20 protein-coding genes are annotated in these 16,233 nt (G+C 45.5%); 1 reads left to right on the forward strand and 19 read right to left on the reverse strand.

What is annotated here, in order from left to right:
- Positions 1-2 precede the first annotated feature (2 nt).
- The 14 genes from NYE68_RS12340 to NYE68_RS12405 form a co-directional block, all read right to left on the reverse strand.
- A complete protein-coding gene (locus NYE68_RS12340) occupies positions 3-773 on the reverse strand; it encodes a protein-glutamate O-methyltransferase (RefSeq protein WP_015417726.1) in 771 nt (256 codons plus the stop codon).
- A gap of 189 nt (positions 774-962) precedes the next feature.
- Positions 963-1,409: a nucleoside-diphosphate kinase gene (gene ndk, locus NYE68_RS12345; protein WP_015417727.1), complete on the reverse strand. Its 447-nt coding sequence runs from the start codon at positions 1,407-1,409 to the stop codon at positions 963-965.
- Positions 1,410-1,529: 120 nt separating this feature from the next.
- On the reverse strand, positions 1,530-2,492 hold the full coding sequence (gene hepT / locus NYE68_RS12350; protein ID WP_003153454.1) for a heptaprenyl diphosphate synthase component II: 963 nt from the start codon (positions 2,490-2,492) through the stop codon (positions 1,530-1,532).
- Between the two features lie 28 nt (positions 2,493-2,520).
- Positions 2,521-3,222, reverse strand: coding sequence for a demethylmenaquinone methyltransferase (menG, locus tag NYE68_RS12355; RefSeq protein WP_003153453.1), 702 nt, complete (start codon positions 3,220-3,222; stop codon positions 2,521-2,523).
- Between the two features lie 5 nt (positions 3,223-3,227).
- On the reverse strand, positions 3,228-3,983 hold the full coding sequence (gene hepS / locus NYE68_RS12360) for a heptaprenyl diphosphate synthase component 1 (RefSeq protein WP_007409455.1): 756 nt from the start codon (positions 3,981-3,983) through the stop codon (positions 3,228-3,230).
- Positions 3,984-4,139: 156 nt separating this feature from the next.
- Positions 4,140-4,367 (reverse strand): trp RNA-binding attenuation protein MtrB, encoded by a 228-nt coding sequence (mtrB, locus tag NYE68_RS12365; RefSeq protein ID WP_003153449.1) that lies wholly within the window; start codon positions 4,365-4,367, stop codon positions 4,140-4,142.
- A 20-nt stretch (positions 4,368-4,387) separates the two neighbouring features.
- On the reverse strand, positions 4,388-4,960 hold the full coding sequence (folE, locus tag NYE68_RS12370; protein ID WP_003153448.1) for a GTP cyclohydrolase I FolE: 573 nt from the start codon (positions 4,958-4,960) through the stop codon (positions 4,388-4,390).
- Between the two features lie 186 nt (positions 4,961-5,146).
- On the reverse strand, positions 5,147-5,425 hold the full coding sequence (hbs, locus tag NYE68_RS12375) for a non-specific DNA-binding protein Hbs (RefSeq protein ID WP_003153447.1): 279 nt from the start codon (positions 5,423-5,425) through the stop codon (positions 5,147-5,149).
- A gap of 374 nt (positions 5,426-5,799) precedes the next feature.
- The gene (gene spoIVA / locus NYE68_RS12380) at positions 5,800-7,278 is read right to left on the reverse strand and encodes a stage IV sporulation protein A (RefSeq protein ID WP_007409454.1); all 1,479 of its coding nucleotides are present in this window, start codon (positions 7,276-7,278) and stop codon (positions 5,800-5,802) included.
- 185 nt (positions 7,279-7,463) lie between these two features.
- Entirely contained in the window at positions 7,464-8,198 is a 735-nt protein-coding gene (locus tag NYE68_RS12385; RefSeq protein WP_014418263.1) for a hypothetical protein, read from the reverse strand.
- Between the two features lie 19 nt (positions 8,199-8,217).
- Positions 8,218-8,421, reverse strand: a complete 204-nt coding sequence (locus NYE68_RS12390; RefSeq protein ID WP_003153435.1) for a DUF2768 domain-containing protein — start codon at positions 8,419-8,421, stop codon at positions 8,218-8,220.
- 318 nt (positions 8,422-8,739) lie between these two features.
- Positions 8,740-9,777, reverse strand: coding sequence for an NAD(P)H-dependent glycerol-3-phosphate dehydrogenase (locus NYE68_RS12395; RefSeq protein WP_029973642.1), 1,038 nt, complete (start codon positions 9,775-9,777; stop codon positions 8,740-8,742).
- 17 nt (positions 9,778-9,794) lie between these two features.
- On the reverse strand, positions 9,795-11,105 hold the full coding sequence (gene engA / locus NYE68_RS12400; protein ID WP_003153433.1) for a ribosome-associated GTPase EngA: 1,311 nt from the start codon (positions 11,103-11,105) through the stop codon (positions 9,795-9,797).
- Between the two features lie 192 nt (positions 11,106-11,297).
- Complete coding sequence (locus NYE68_RS12405; RefSeq protein WP_015417729.1) at positions 11,298-11,900, reverse strand: hypothetical protein; 603 nt, start codon at positions 11,898-11,900, stop codon at positions 11,298-11,300.
- A gap of 76 nt (positions 11,901-11,976) precedes the next feature.
- Here NYE68_RS12405 and NYE68_RS12410 point away from each other — a divergent pair, with 76 nt between their 5' ends.
- Positions 11,977-12,108, forward strand: a complete 132-nt coding sequence (locus tag NYE68_RS12410; protein ID WP_003153429.1) for a YpzI family protein — start codon at positions 11,977-11,979, stop codon at positions 12,106-12,108.
- A 34-nt stretch (positions 12,109-12,142) separates the two neighbouring features.
- On the opposite strand, the gene fni is transcribed toward NYE68_RS12410, so the two are convergent.
- The 5 genes from fni to NYE68_RS12435 all read right to left on the reverse strand — a co-directional run bounded on the left by fni (position 12,143) and on the right by NYE68_RS12435 (position 16,215).
- Positions 12,143-13,192 (reverse strand): type 2 isopentenyl-diphosphate Delta-isomerase, encoded by a 1,050-nt coding sequence (fni, locus tag NYE68_RS12415; protein ID WP_015417730.1) that lies wholly within the window; start codon positions 13,190-13,192, stop codon positions 12,143-12,145.
- Positions 13,193-13,206: 14 nt separating this feature from the next.
- Positions 13,207-14,355, reverse strand: a complete 1,149-nt coding sequence (gene rpsA, locus NYE68_RS12420) for a 30S ribosomal protein S1 (RefSeq protein WP_003153426.1) — start codon at positions 14,353-14,355, stop codon at positions 13,207-13,209.
- A 227-nt stretch (positions 14,356-14,582) separates the two neighbouring features.
- Complete coding sequence (gene cmk, locus NYE68_RS12425) at positions 14,583-15,257, reverse strand: (d)CMP kinase (RefSeq protein WP_209387392.1); 675 nt, start codon at positions 15,255-15,257, stop codon at positions 14,583-14,585.
- A gap of 78 nt (positions 15,258-15,335) precedes the next feature.
- Positions 15,336-15,512, reverse strand: a complete 177-nt coding sequence (locus NYE68_RS12430) for a YpfB family protein (protein ID WP_003153420.1) — start codon at positions 15,510-15,512, stop codon at positions 15,336-15,338.
- 46 nt (positions 15,513-15,558) lie between these two features.
- Positions 15,559-16,215, reverse strand: a complete 657-nt coding sequence (locus tag NYE68_RS12435) for a flagellar brake domain-containing protein (RefSeq protein ID WP_022553026.1) — start codon at positions 16,213-16,215, stop codon at positions 15,559-15,561.
- Between the last annotated feature and the right edge of the window lie 18 nt (positions 16,216-16,233).

Raw genomic sequence — 16,233 nt, forward strand, 5'->3', positions numbered from 1 at the left:
TTCTATCTTTTTTGATAAAAAAATGTATCAGTGCTCTCAAGGCCGAATTTTTCCGGGCTGAAAATTTGTTCTGTACTGCCTACAAACAGAATTCCGTTCTTTTTCAGACTGCCCGCCATTTTCACATACAGCTCTTCTTTTGCTTTTTCAGTAAAATAAATAAAGACGTTGCGGCAGACGATCAGATCAAAATCCTGTTCATAGCTGTCGGCAAGCAGGTTGTGCCGCTTAAACCGGATGTTTTTCTGAATCTCTTGTTTTACTTGATAACTGTTGTCAGCCTGCTTAGTGAAATAACGGCTTTTCACGGAAGCCGGCACCTCTTGCAGCGAGCGTTCCTGATAGATGCCCCGCTTGGCTTTGCTTAGCGCCTTTTCATCAATATCTGTCGCCAATATATCAAATCCGGCCAGTCCCGTCTGCTGATTGAGAATCATAGCCAAAGTATAGGGCTCCTCTCCCGTTGAACAGGCCGCACTCCATATTTTTAACGGTTTTTTATGCTTTATTAACGGAAGAATTGAGGTTTCAAGAACTTCCCACCGTTTATAATTTCGGTAAAATTCAGAAACATTGATCGTCATTCTGTCCAATGTTTCGTTTAATAAAAGCTTGTCCTTTTCCAAAGCGGCGGCAAATTCCTGAAAATCCCTGAACCCCTTCTTTTCATAAAGGGACGTCAGCCGCCTTTTCATCTGTGCTTCTTTGTATAAAGATAAATCAACGCCGGTTATTTGTTTCCACTTGGTGATAAAAATGTCGTAAGGCTCCATTGCTTCTCTCCCAATCTCGCTGTCTTTTGTCCTAGTATAGCCTGTTTTCTTTCTAATTTGTACGATTTCAATAAAAAAATCAGCCCGCAGGCTGATTTGTGAGAAATGAAAAGACAGGGCAGCGCAGCCTCTGTCTTTCTTAAAATATGTAAACCTTTTCATAACAAGAGAAAAAGAAAGGCTGACGGCTTAGTACACCCAGTCGGCCATTAATTTTTGATACGGTACAAGCTCTTCCTGTTTGAAGAAAATGTCAATTTCCCGCTCAGCGCTTTCTAAGGAGTCTGAACCGTGAATGATATTTTTGCCGACAAACATGCCGTAGTCACCGCGGATCGTGCCCGGCAGTGCATCTTTCGGGTTCGTTTTTCCGATCAGCTGTCTTGTGATCTCTACTACATTTTCCCCTTCCCATACCATTGCAAATACGGGTCCTGATGTAATGAATTCCACAAGCTCGCTGAAAAACGGCTTCCCTTTATGTTCAGCATAATGGTTTTCAGCCATCTGTTCTGAAACTTGCATTAGCTTGGCTCCTGCCAATTGTAAGCCCTTACGCTCAAATCTGGATAAAATCTCTCCGATTAGCTGGCGCTGTACGCCGTCCGGTTTTACCATGATAAAAGTTTTTTCCATAAGATTCTCCACCCCATCATTATGTATAGGCTTTCAAGTTGCACACCGAAATCGTAACATCTTTCTGACAATTAATCAATCCAGGGCGGAGAATGTTCACATCTTGTTCGTAAAAGGAATTTAAAATTTCCGTTTGCCGATATATTTGGCGATGGCGGCCAATGATGAGCGCGCACGTCCTCTCGGCAGTGTATTCAGTTTTTCAAACGCTTTTTTTAAGTACCTGTCACTGACGGCCATTGATTTTTCAATCGCGTCTGTGCGTTTAATATTTTCAATAATGGGGGCGAGCTGCTCCTGTGTTGTTTCACTGTTAATTAATTTCAGCTGATTTTTCAATTCAGGCTGACGGAGCGCGTACAAAACGGGCAGAGTGACATTTCCTTGCAGCAGATCCCCTCCGACCGGTTTTCCCAGTTCCTCTTCCGTTGAAGTGAAATCAAGAATGTCGTCAATAATCTGATAGGACATGCCCACGTAATAACCGAACCAATATAATGCTTTGTGAATCTTCTCATCAGCTCCCGAAGCGATGGCGCCGAGCTGGCAGCTGACGGCAATGAGAAGAGCCGTTTTCCGTTTGATGCGGCGCAAATAGGTTCTGAGGTTTTGTTCCATATTGTATTTATCTCTGATCTGTTCAATTTCTCCGAGGCATACTTCTACGATGGTTTTGGACAGGATCCGGTGGGCTTTCGGCTCATCCAATCTCGTCATCATCTCAAGTGAGCCCGCAAGCATATAATCACCGGTATACATAGCGATGCGGTTGTCCCACTTGGCTTTGATGGTCGGTTTTCCCCTCCGCAGCTCGGCGTCATCAATGACGTCGTCATGCACGAGGGACGCCATATGAATCATTTCCAGCGTCACCGCAACATATTTTATTTTATTAATGTCATAGTCGCCAAACATGCCGGAAAGCAATACGAAAACAGGGCGGATCCGCTTGCCGCCCGCCTGGAGCAGGTGAAGCCCGGCTTCACTCAGCAAAGGATAGTCTGACCGCACCGTTTGCTCAAGCTCCCTTTCAATCACATCAATATCGTCATTTAAAAAAGAATAGGCCATTTTAAATTTCATATCATTCACCCAAACATCTGTATATTCATCATTTCCAACCGATATGCGTAGCGGCCACTCCGCCGGTAAACGAATGGTATTTGACATTCGTCAGGCCCGCTTCTTCAAACAGACGCGCAAGTTCTTTCATACCGGGAAATTCTCTTGCCGATTCTTGAAGCCAAGAATATTCTTTATAGCTCTTCGCAAACATTTTTCCGAAGAAAGGCATGATGTATTTAAAATAAAGAAAATACGCCTGTCTGAATCCGAACATTTCCGGCTGGGATGTTTCCAGACATACGACCTGCCCGCCCGGTTTGACGACCCGCCGCATTTCTTTCAGCACGGTCAGATAGTCGGGAACGTTCCGCAGCCCGAAGCCGATGGTGACAAAATCAAAAGAATCATCAGCGAAAGGAAGCTCCATCGCATTTCCGTGCAAAAGCTCAATTTGGCTGTAACCGCCCTCTTTCACTTTTTTCTCACCGATGCTCAGCATATTTTTGCTGAAATCCAGTCCTTTGATTTCGCCGCTTTTTCCGGCCGCTTCTGCGAGGGCAATCGTCCAGTCAGCCGTTCCGCAGCAGACATCAAGCGCTTTTGCGCCTTCTTTTACATTCATGATCTGCATCGTTTTATCGCGCCATTTTTTATGCTGCTGAAAACTGATGACAGAGTTCATTTGGTCATAATTTTTATAGATTTTTTCAAACACGCCGTGTACGCGCTGTTCTTTTGACTCCTGCATGTTGATTACCCTTCTTCCACTTTCTGATGATATGTTTTGTCCTGGCTGATCGCTTTAAGCCGGTTCAGCATGAGGTTTTGGATTGGTGAATTGAGCGGCAGCAGCGTTTCAATGCTTTGCTTTGCCTTTCGGAAGCTATCTTCCATTATGTCAGCCTTTGATTTCCCTGACTTTACAATATTGCCGATGACATCGAGAAATATAGCATTGCCGTTCATCAGCCGCTTATATACAAAAAAATCACTCGCCAGCTCTTTCCAGCGCGGAAGATTAAAGTGGTCTGACACTCTGTGAAACAGGGCCGCTTCCACAATCGCCATGCTTTCGATCAATTGATTCAAGTCATTGACAGACCGATCGTACAGACGGATTTTATGCTCATTGATTTCTTTAATTGCCGTAGCGAGCGTCCGAATCATATAGATATCCTTCATTTCAGATAAAAGCGAATAATACAGTCCGCTGAAATAGTCGCCGGCAAGCACGGTGAGCTGCCGGTTTTTATTTTCGTCTCGCTTTAACGCTCTGGCTGTTGTCACTTCATCGTGGGTATCAAGGGCGCTTTGGACAAGCATCGCAGTTACTATGTAATTTTCTCTGTCGTTGTTCTTAATGTCCGCCTCTTCAAACAAAGCGTGAAAAAGAAGAAGCTTATCCTCATCGATTTTAGGCGCAGAAATATGTTTCGCTAAATAAGGATGAGACAGCTTTTGTTTTAATTTCGTATTTAGATTCGCTAAAGTTCCGTAGATGTCTTGCAAAAATATCACCCTTGTCCCCAAATTCACATTTATTCTAATATGTATGAGATTTACTCGTCATTATTATTCGCAGGTATCATTATAGCATAAAAAAAAGAAATTGGCTGTATTCTCCCGCCGTTTGCGGGCATTTGGCAAAAGCGGGAAACAGCCGGCTTATTTTTTTTCGCTGTTCATTTCTCCGTAAGCGGTCTGGATGAGGGCGTTGCCTCTCACTTTGATGGCAGAGGTATGCTCAGTAAACTGAGCGATAATCACTTCGCCTTTGTCCAGTTTTTCGGAATGGTGAAATTTCGTATCCGTTCCTCTCGTTAAACCGATGACGTTCACGCCGTCCTCGACCGCTTTAATGACGACAAAATCACTTGAATGCTTTGAATTCATATCTGCACCCTCTATCATTATTAATCCGCACGTTTAATATGTTCTAACACTTCGGAACGCGCCGCTGCGTCATCTTTAAAAATACCTCTTACAGCGGAAGTCACTGTTTTTGCACCCGGCTTTCTTACGCCCCTCATTGTCATGCACATATGCTCAGCCTCGACGACAACCATGACGCCATGGGGATCTAAGGTCTCTACGATGCTTTCTGCAATCGTTGAAGTGATGCGCTCCTGCAGCTGCGGGCGTTTTGAGACGGCTTCCACCGCCCGCGCCAATTTACTCAGGCCCGTCACTTTGCCGCCGCGCGGAATGTAGGCAATATGCGCTTTTCCGTAAAAAGGAACAAGGTGATGTTCACACATGGAATGAAACGCGATATCTTTTACAAGAACAAGCTCCTCATGGTCTTCTCCGAAAACGGTTTTAAAGTGTTCTTTCGGGTCTTCATTTAATCCCGAGAATACTTCCGCGTACATTTTCGCCACGCGTTTCGGCGTATCTAAAAGCCCTTCCCGGTCCGGGTCTTCTCCAATCGCCTCTAAAATCTGGCGAACCGCCTGTTCAATCTGTTCTTTATTAACTTCTTTCATTGTCTGTGTCCTCCACCATTGAATACATTTAATTTCGATTCTAGCACATTTGCCGCGCCAAAAGCAAAACGAAAGTCCTGCCCGGTGACCGAGGCTGCTTAAATATGAAAAGCCCCTTTATCAAGGGGCTTTTCTGTGAAGAAACAAAGTGTATGTATCAGATGCATACACGATCTATATTCACAATTATTTTCCTGCAACAGCGTCTTTAAGAGCTTTACCTGGTTTGAAAGCAGGTACCTTGCTTGCAGGGATTTCGATTTCTTCACCAGTTTGCGGGTTACGTCCTTTACGTGCAGAGCGCTCGCGCACCTCAAAGTTACCGAAACCGATCAGTTGGATTTTATCACCGTTTTTAAGTGCATCTAAAATCGTATCAAAAACAGAATCAACTGCTTTTGTAGCGTCTTTTTTAGACAATTCGCTTGCTTCAGCAACCGCATTGATTAGTTCTGTCTTGTTCATGCCTTTCACCTCCTCCCAAAAGGGTATCAAATCAGCAGTTTATTATCATTTCTTCACAGTTCAGCCTGATTCTAAACCTGTCTGATAAAAAATCAAAGCAGGGAAGAACAGACAAGTAAACGGCTTTTCAAAAGAAAACAGACACTTTGAGGAATGTTTGTCCAACAAAGTGAAGATTTTCTGTATGTAGAGTAACACATATAAAAAGCCATATCAAGCATTTTAAAGCCTCAATCCCTTGCTCGTCAAGGTTTTCACGTGTTTTACCGAACAAATATTCCTTTTTTTGCTTTTTTCCTCCTAATCCTTGATTGATTTCCAGTATCTAAAAAGAATAAAAAAAGACCCCCCGTTTCAGGAAGAGGTCCTTCAGCTTACAAAATAATGGCGATCAGGCCGCCTGAGCCTTCGTTAATAATTCTCTCCAGCGTTTCTTTCAATTTATATCTCGCATTTTCCGGCATGAGTGACAGTTTTGCGGAGATTCCTTCTCTTACGATAGAGCTCAATGATCTGCCGAAAATATCGGAGTTCCAGATAGAAAGCGGATCATCTTCAAAGTCCTGCATTAAGTAACGGACAAGTTCTTCACTTTGTTTTTCCGTCCCGATGATCGGCGCGAATTCACTTTCCACATCCACTTTGATCATATGAATGGACGGAGCGACCGCTTTGAGCCTTACTCCGAATCTTGATCCCTGTCTGATGATTTCCGGTTCATCAAGGCTCATATCGGCTAAGGCCGGGGCGGCAATGCCGTAGCCGGTCTGTTTCACCATTTTCAGCGCATCTGATACCTGATCATATTCTTTTTTCGCGTGGGCGAAGTCCTGCATTAATTCAAGCAGGTGGTCTTTCCCGCGGATTTCAACGCCGACCACTTCTTTTAAAATCTGGTCATATAAATGATCCGGCGCATACAAATCAATTTCTGCGACACCCTGGCCAAGTTCGATTCCGGCCAATCCGGCGCTTTCAATAAACTCAAATTCACTGAAGTGGCCGACAACCCGGTCGACATCGCGCAGGCGTTTAATATCTTTTACGGTTTCTTTCACTGATTCCTGGTAGCTCTCTCTGAGCCAGTGATTTTCTTTCAGCACCATGACCCAGCTCGGAAGGTTGACATTGACTTCCAGCACAGGGAACTCGTAAAGCGCTTCTCTGAGGACGCTTAACACATCTGTTTCCCGCATGCTTTCAACACTCATGGCGAGGACGGGAATATCATATTTCGCGCTTAATTCAGCTCTGAGCGCTTCTGTTTCCGGGTGGTACGGTTTTACCGAGTTGATAACCATAATAAACGGTTTGCCGACTTCCTTCAGCTCGTCGATGACTCTTTCTTCCGCTTCCACGTAATCGCCCCGCGCAATATCGCCGATTGAGCCGTCTGTCGTAATGACGACCCCGATTGTGGAGTGTTCCTGGATGACTTTTCTCGTACCGATTTCCGCTGCCTCATGAAAGGGAATCGGTTCTTCGTACCAAGGTGTATTGATCATTCTCGGGCCGTTTTCATCCTCATATCCCTTCGCCCCGGGAACCGTATATCCCACACAATCCACAAGACGGATGTTGACATCAAGTCCTTCCGCGACATGAACGGACATGGCTTGATTCGGGACAAATTTTGGTTCTGTGGTCATTATCGTCTTTCCTGCTGCGCTTTGCGGAAGCTCATCCTGCGCCCGCGCTCGGTCGGCCTCATTGCTGATATTCGGGAGCACCACGAGCTCCATAAATTTTTTAATGAATGTAGATTTCCCTGTACGGACAGCGCCAACGACTCCTAAGTATATATCGCCCCCTGTTCGTTCAGCGATATCCTTGAAAATATCGACCTTTTCCAAGTGATCCCCTCCCGGACTTCCTATCCTTATCATTTTTCATTCACCATTCTCCAATCAAATACAGGACACTATATGTGTATGACGTTGTCCTATTTCAATATGACATCTTTAGAAAATTTTCAGGCAGTCTTTTCTATCAAAATCAAAAAAACCTTTCTCCCTATTTGTATGCGCGGGAAAAAGGTTCATTCCTGTTTCGTTTGACTTTCTAAAAAAACGGGTTCCTGTTTTTCATTTACGGTGTATGTGACTGAAAAGGCCGGGACGAAAGGAGTCTCTTTCCATAAAATATCCTGAATTTCCGCGCCCGGTTTGATTTTCTTTTTGTTTTCCTTCAGGCAGCGGGCTAGATCGACGCGATAGTCGGCATAGATTTCTCCGTCAGCGCCGATTAAAAGCGGCAGAGACGTGCCTGAAACCGGACTTTTGACTGAAGGAGAGTCTTTCATGCCGAGCTTTTTTTTATTTAAAGTGAACAGCCCTTTTGAAACGGCGTCCTCATAGGGAGGATATGTATGCTTTTCCTGATACATTTTGACACGCAGCTTCATGTCGCGGATTGCTTCCGCCATTTGGAGATCGACCAGCTTGACGGTCGGCTTATTTTCCACGTCGACAAGCACGTATTGGTACATTCCTCCGCTTTCATAAGCTGAGGCCGGCGGCTCCTCTATGTATCTGGGCGCGAGCCGCTTAAAATCTATCGGATATTTTTGATAGAGCGGTGTTTTCATATCTTTTGTCTGAATCGGCAGAAGTCCGCCGTTCGCCTTTTTAAATTCATCCACTGCCGCTTGCACCTGCTGAAGCTGATGTTTGTAAGATACTTTATTTTCAGTTTTTTCCGCTTCAGGGTACAGACAGCCGGACAGCAGAAGCACCGCCATTGCCGTTATGACGGCCATTTTAAACTTATGCATTCCGCGCCCCCTTTTTGCTTTATTCATTGACAGGCCCGCTGAAAACGACCATTAACACGATCAATCCCGAGATGACCATGCAGGCATAAGCGAGTGAAGAAACCGCTGCTTTTATCAGTTTGTTTTTCACTTTGTACCTGCTGACATAAATAGAGGCCACCGCAACAAACATTAATCCCATAGCACCAAGCGCAAACCACATTTTCATCAATGCCACACTCACGTTCGTGCCCCCCGTCCCATCATTGTAAGCGTTATATTTCATTTTAATATACAAATGTTGAAAAGATCAACAGGTTTTCCATCTATTGAAAAAACAAAAAAACTGAAGCAAAGAGGGGGACTTTGCTTCAGTCAAGTTGACTATATTCACCTGTACGTCTGAGATACACTCTCTTGGACTTCGATGCTATAGTATGCGTAGATGCGTACGTCTGCATCCTCTTCTGCCTAAATCAGCAAATGTTTTAAGCGATTTCAGCCGGAGAGTTCTGCGTTTTGGACTTTCGTCACTTCAGAATATGCTGACGGCATGTTATTGTCACTTCACCCGGTTTTCGAATGTGTTGACCAAGTCTTCCATCTCATGGGTTTTCACTCTGGCCATTAAGGATTCTACGGCCGTTTCTACCTTCTGCCCGTTAAATAATACTTGGTGAAGCGCCTCTGTGATCGGCATTTTCACTTGGTATTTTTGAGACAGCTGATACGCAGCTTTCGTCGTCCGCACGCCTTCAACAACCATCCCCATCTTATCCAGGACAGCTTCCAGCTTATATCCTTTGCCGAGCAGGTTGCCGGCGCGCCAGTTTCGGGAATGAACGCTTGTACACGTCACGATCAAATCGCCTACGCCGGTCAGGCCGGAAAAGGTGAGCGGATTTCCGCCCATCTTTGTGCCGAGTCTGGCGATTTCAGCAAGACCTCGGGTGATTAAGGCCGCTTTTGCATTATCTCCGTATCCCAATCCGTCTGTAATCCCCGCTGCAAGAGCGATGATATTCTTTAACGCTCCCCCTATTTCAACACCGATCATATCCGGATTGGTATAGACGCGGAAATGCTGGTTCATGAATAAATCCTGAACCGCTTCTGCAGCCTTGATATTTTTTGAAGATGATGTAACAGTCGTCGGGTGTCTTAATCCGACTTCCTCAGCGTGGCTCGGCCCTGAAAGCACGACGATGTCTTTTCTGTACTCCTCAGGCAGCTCCTCTTCCATTAATTCTGAAATACGGAGAAGCGAATCCGGCTCAATTCCCTTGCTGACATGAACAAAAATCGATTGTTTCGGGATGTACGGCAGAGCCTTTTTCAGCACTTCCCGAATGGCTTTTGTCGGAACTGCCACAATGATGAAGTCCGCTCCTTTTAAAGCCTCGTTTAAATCAGCTGTACCGATGATAGAACTTGATAGCTCCACCCCCGGCAGGTAATCTTTGTTTTCATGCAGGTCGTTGATTTGATCGATCAATTCGGCACGGTGTCCCCACATCATAACTTGATGTCCGTTATCAGCCAGCACTAAAGAAAGTGCAGTGCCCCAGCTTCCCGCTCCAAGCATTGCCACTTTTTTCATCTCTGTATCACACCTTTTTATTTTCTTGCTCTTGCAAATATTTTAATTGGCGTACCTTCAAATCCGAAAGCGTCCCGGATTCGGTTTTCTAAAAAGCGTTCATAAGAAAAATGCATCAGTTCCGGATCGTTGACAAAAACAACGAAGCTCGGCGGCTTAACAGCGACTTGAGTCGCATAATAAATTTTCAGACGGGAGCCGTTGTGCGTCGGAGTCGGATTCATGGCGACCGCATCCATGATGACATCATTTAAGACATTTGTCTGCACGCGGAGAGAGTGGTTTTCACTCGCTTTAATAATCGCAGGCATGAGTGTATGAATCCGCTTTGTCGTCAGTGCCGACATAAACAGCACCGGCGCATAATCAAGAAATTGGAAATGTTCCCGAATATTCTGTTCAAATTCTTTCATCGTGCGCTCGTCTTTATCAACGGCATCCCATTTGTTTACGATAATGACGACGGCTTTCCCGGCTTCATGGGCGTATCCGGCGATCCGCTTGTCCTGCTCAAGGATGCCTTCTTCTGCATTCAGCACAACCCCGACGACGTCTGAGCGGTCAATGGCTTTTAACGCCCGAAGCACACTGTATTTTTCTGTTGTTTCATATACTTTACCCTTTTTTCTCATTCCCGCCGTGTCAACGATTACAAATTCCTGCTGATTGTAGGTGAACGCCGTATCCACAGCGTCTCTAGTCGTTCCGGCTACGTTGCTCACGATAACCCGCTCTTCGCCGAGCATCGCATTGACAAGGGATGATTTTCCGACATTCGGGCGGCCGATCAGGCAGAATTGAACGACATCATCACTGTACTTCGTCTCCGGAATGTTTTTAAAATGCTCGGCACAAGCATCGAGCAAATCTCCCAATCCTAAACCGTGTGTGCCCGAAATCGGATACGGTTCTCCAAAGCCGAGCGCATAAAAGTCATAGATGTTCGCTCTCATTTCGGTATTATCTAATTTATTTACGGCTAATACGACCGGTTTTTTCGTCCGGTACAGTATTTTTGCCACTTCTTCATCCGCAGACGTCACACCTTCGCGGCCGTTCACCATAAAGATGATCACATCAGCCTCGTCCATGGCGATTTCAGCCTGCTGGCGGATCTGTGTCAGAAACGGTTCGTCTCCGATATCAATTCCGCCCGTATCAATCAGGTTAAAATCATAATTCAGCCATTCCGCCGAACTGTATATCCGGTCCCGCGTCACTCCGGGGGTATCTTCTACTATTGAAATTCTTTCACCCGCAATCCGGTTAAAGATTGTGGATTTTCCCACATTCGGTCTTCCGACAATGGCTACGACAGGTTTACCCATAGTACCCTTCCTTTCAATCCAGCCGCTTACATTTTCACAAAAAATTGTTCAACCGGTTATTAAAAATCATCTTCGTTATGAAAAGAACCCTTCAAACAGAAGGGCTTAACTCATTTATTATATCAGTTTTCACTGAGATCACAATGTATTCTTCAAAATGTTTCGCATTCATGTAACAGTCTCCGTCTGTTTTCAAGACATTTTTGTCGCTCCTTTGCCCTGCTTTTTGCTTTTTTGGCTGATGCGCGCCGCAAGCTGTTCATATGTAGTCAGCCCGACGAGGAGAATCACTCCCGCCGAACAGCCTGAAAGCCACTTATAATCCCCGACGGCTGCCGCACCCGCAATGTTGCGGATGACCGCAGCATACAATAGCTCCCCCTGGCACATGCCGAGAACAAAAAGACAAAGCCTCTCAGGGAACCGCCCCTCAACGGAAAGCGTAATAACGGTAAGCAGTATAACCGCCGCCCATTCAGGTTTTATGATAAACCAAACAGGATCATATAATGCAAAAAGAAAAATAAAGCCGTACGCCGCAGACGCCGTCAGATGAATCACAATATTACGGAGCCGTTTATGCATGCCGAGGCTTCCCGCATAAACAAATGCCGCAGCAAAAAACATGACATATGCCGCATTCAGCGTAAAATAAGCCGTAATCTGATGTATGCTTGCCATCATATTAGTCAAAATAAAGACTGATACGTAAAAACGGCTTTTCGTTTTGGCAAAAATAAAAGTCGCAAGTATCCATAAAAACCACATTGACCAGTAATAATAAAACGGTTCCATAATCGCTCCTCCTCTGATCAGTATGGAGCGGGAACGCATTTTTTAAACCAATTATGCCTGAAAGGAGCGGATAAGGATGGGAAAAGACAGACAGGAGAAAAAACTGAAAGCCTCCCGCCGGGTGGAATCTGATCGCGATGATTCGATTCACCATAAAGGAGCGACAAGCCTTGAGCAGAACGGGGAATTCCGAAAAAGAAAATCGTAAAAAACAGAAAAAGGCATGCGGGTTCGCATGTCTTTTAACGTCTGCTGAAACGGGACGTGTCAATCCCCCGTTCAGAAAGCCAGTGATGTGTGTCACCTTTTATGACCAAAGGCGCCTTTTGCAATTGGGCAACCGATCGGCATCCGAGGGCGGTCATAATCATTTTCAGCTCTTGTAAAAGCGCCGTCATCTCGTCAAACAGGCCCTCTTCTCCTTTAGAGGTGAGAGCTTTCAGGAAAGTGCCCGCCATTCCCGCGCCGGAAGCGCCGAGGGCAATCGATTTGGCGACATCCAGGGCGCTTTGCAGCCCGCCGGATGCGATAATTGATTGATCAGCGGAGAGCGAATGGATTTCCGCTAAGCTTGCGGCAGTGGAAATTCCCCACGTATTAAAAAATTGAAGCGCCTTCTCTCTGCGCATATTTTCGATCTTAGAGAAATTTGTACCGCCGTATCCGCCGGCATCAACTGCTGCTGCGCCAGCATCAAATAACTGCCGTGCCGATTCCCTGCTCATTCCGAAGCCGACTTCTTTGACAAAAACGGGCACTCCCGCTTCCGCCGCAATCCGCTCAATGCGGCCGAGAGCGCCGGTAAAGCTTCTGTCACCCTCTGGCATGACGATCTCCTGAATCACATTTAAATGAATCTGGAGGGCATCTGCTTGAATCATATCAACTGCCCTTTTCGCCTGCTCGGCATCCGCCTCGCTGCCTAAATTGGCAAATATCAGCCCGTCCGGATTCTCTTTTCTGACGATCTCGTAAGAACACCGTTCGGAGGGATCTTTTAAAGCTGACATTTGCGAACCGACAGCCAGCGGCATGCCGGCTTTGCGCGCGGCTCTTGCCAGCGATCTGTTAATTTCGTATGTAAGCTGTCCGCCGCCGCCTGTCATCGCATTGATAAAAATCGGCGAACTGCTTGTGAGTCCGCCGATTTTCGTTGATATATCCACTTTTTCCAATGCTAGGTTCGGTAGGCTGACATGAACAAACGTAATATCATCAAGCCCCGTTTCCCGGTTTTGGCCGGTAGACAGCGCATGATTTATATGTTCTCTTTTTCGTTCTGCTCGTGTCACGTTTTATCACCAATTTATTTTAATTTATTAAGCTTGTCTCCGATTAAATCGCCAAGCTGGAAGCCGGTGCTCGGCTCTTCTTTCGCCTGGTATTGGCGGAAGTCCTCCTGATCGGCTTTCGGCGCTTCTTCAAGCTCACGCATGCTTAAGGAAATGCGCTCTTCGCTTTCGTTGACGTCAAGCACTTTCACTTTAACAGTCTGTCCTTCTTCAAGCACTTCATGCGGCGTTCCGATATGTTTATTGGAAATTTGCGAAATGTGCACAAGTCCTTCCACGCCCGGAAGAATTTCAACGAAGGCGCCGAAGCTTACAAGGCGCTGCACTTTTCCTTCAAGCACATCTCCCTGTTTTACCTTTTCGCCGATCTGGCTCCAAGGTCCCGGCAGCGTTTCTTTAATAGATAAAGAAATACGTTCGTTATCGCGGTCTACGGACAGTACTTTCACTTTTACATCCTGACCTTCTTCCACCACGTCAGACGGTTTTTCGACGTGTGAATGAGACAGCTGCGAAATATGAACAAGCCCGTCAATTCCGCCGATGTCGACAAATGCGCCGAAATCAGTCAGACGCTGCACTTTCCCTTCAAGCACGCTTCCAACCTCAAGCGTTTGGAGAAAGTCATGCTTTTTGGCTGTCTGTTCTTTTTCCACTACAGCCCGGTGTGACAGAATCACCCGGTTTTTATCACGGTCGAGTTCAACGACGATAAGAGAGAGGGTTTTCCCTTTATAGTCAGTGAAATCCTCGACGAAATGAGCTTCGACAAGTGATGCGGGAATGAAGCCGCGAACGCCGATATCTACGACGAGACCGCCTTTCACCACATCTTTCACTTCAGCTTCAAACACTTCTTTTGTGTCGAATTTTTTTTCAAGGTCTTCCCAAGCGCGGTCAGCATCAACGGCACGTTTAGATAAAATCAAAGCATCGTCTTCCACTTTTGTTACTTTCAGGTCAAGCTCGTCGTCAACTTTTACGACATCCGATGCTTTCTCTACATGAAGACTTGATAATTCACTGATTGGAATGATTCCGGACTGTTTGACATTGACAATTTCGACATCTACATGCTTGTCCTCTACCTTTGTCACAATCCCTTTTACTACATCTCCAACCTCTGGCACTTGAACATCAATTTGATTCATTTCCTCTGTCATTTGAATAACCTCCTTGGTCCAAACCTACACAGCTTAATTAATACGGTTTGAAAGCTGAACATGTGAATGTCCGCTTTTCAGCCGAATATGTATTAAAGAATCATCCAAAAAAGATTTTGAATGATCAATAAAAAGTTTTATTAGTATTAACTTCTAATAAATGGACTGGTTTGTCAAGCAATAACATCTTGTCTTTCGAAAAAAATTATAAAGCGCTCCGCCCGAAGTTAACGTGATTTCTGTTCGACGATCTCCAGAATTTTTCCTGCGACTTCGGCAATGCTGAGTGACGTCGTATCGATTTCAATCGCGTCTTCCGCTTTGCGCAGCGGGGAAACTTCCCTCTCTGAATCGAGTTTGTCGCGTCTGGCAATTTCTTCAATGAGCGTCTCGTAATTCACGTCATAGCCTTTTTTCTTATTCTCTTCATATCGGCGCTTCGCTCTTTCCTCTACGGACGCGAGCAGAAAAATTTTCACTTCGGCATCAGGCAACACGTGAGTACCGATATCACGGCCGTCCATGACGACACCGCCTTTTTCTCCGAGCTGCTGCTGTCTTTTGACCATTTCTTCTCTGACGCCTTTATGCTTGGCGGCGATTGATACTTGGTTGCTGACTTCGTCTTTTCGGATTTCTTCTGTCACATCTTCTCCGTTTACCAGAACGATTTGTCCTTCCGGAGCGGATACAAGCTCAATTTCCGTATGCTTCAGCAGCTCTGTAAGCGCGGCTTCATCGGTTAAATCGGCATTCTGCTTGAGCGCCGTATATGTAATGGCACGATACATCGCTCCTGTATCAATGTACACATATGATTTTTTCTCAGCCACTATTTTAGCAACGGTGCTTTTTCCGGCAGCGGCCGGCCCGTCGATCGCAATTGATAATTTCTTGTCCATAATCTCTCTCCTTGCTCTTTACTCCTCTATGGATTGTATCATGAACTGCCGGAAAAGGGGCGAAAAAATTGAGCTGATTTACCGCTTTACCGTTTCAATCCATTCTTTTTTCTCCATTTTATCAACTCCCTCATATTTCACAGCTTTCGAAATATAAGGTTCAATAGGCTGATAATGAAGCAAAAACTGCACCGCGCCCAAAATGATAAGCTGAATGCAGACCAATTTGACCAGCAGACGTTCAAACGTTTTCATACACGCGCACCTCCATTAGGATTAGTATGGAAAAGTGCGCTGCTGTTTATTCCGACAGACTGTTTCTTCTCTGCTGCAGCTGTGCGCGCATACAATATTGGAGTAAAAGCTGCTGTGAAGCGGGAGCGATTTCTGCAAATTCAAGCGTCATTTTTTGTTTATCCGCCTTTTCATCATAAAAAATCCGCTGGATAACAGCCTCGGCCGTAATATCCGCCGTATTTCCCTTGCCGGGAAGAGAAAATGAGACATACAGCTTTTCACCTGGTTCCGCGGAAATATGCTCAGGCATCACAACAGCGATTCCGCCGGCGCTGATATTAGAGGAAACCGTTTGGAAAGCGGTTTTTTTCGCTTCCATTTTGACGGATACATCCAATACTGCGTCTGCACGGACGTATCGGCGTCTTTGAATCCGCTTCATTTCCTCCTGAGGGGGGATGTCCAATCCGATCATCGGGATGGGGTCTTTTTTCTTTCCTTTGATTATGCTTTTAAATTGATACGGCACTTGGCCATTCCCCATAAATTCCGCTGTTATTTCCAATCCTTTATGCAAAAAGACCGTCCGTCCCGAATCCAGATCGACGGGATATGAGATGTGCAGTTCGCCGTTTTCAACGCTTACTGCTTTGCTCCTCGCTTTTTTGGGCTCATTGTTCTCTATGTATTCAATCCAAATATAATCTCCGACAGCTATCATGGGCCTTCACTCTTTCAT

Origin of the sequence: Bacillus sp. FSL R5-0447 (assembly GCF_038606125.1) — a bacterium.
In the GTDB taxonomy this organism is placed as follows: Bacteria; Bacillota; Bacilli; order Bacillales; family Bacillaceae; genus Bacillus; species Bacillus velezensis.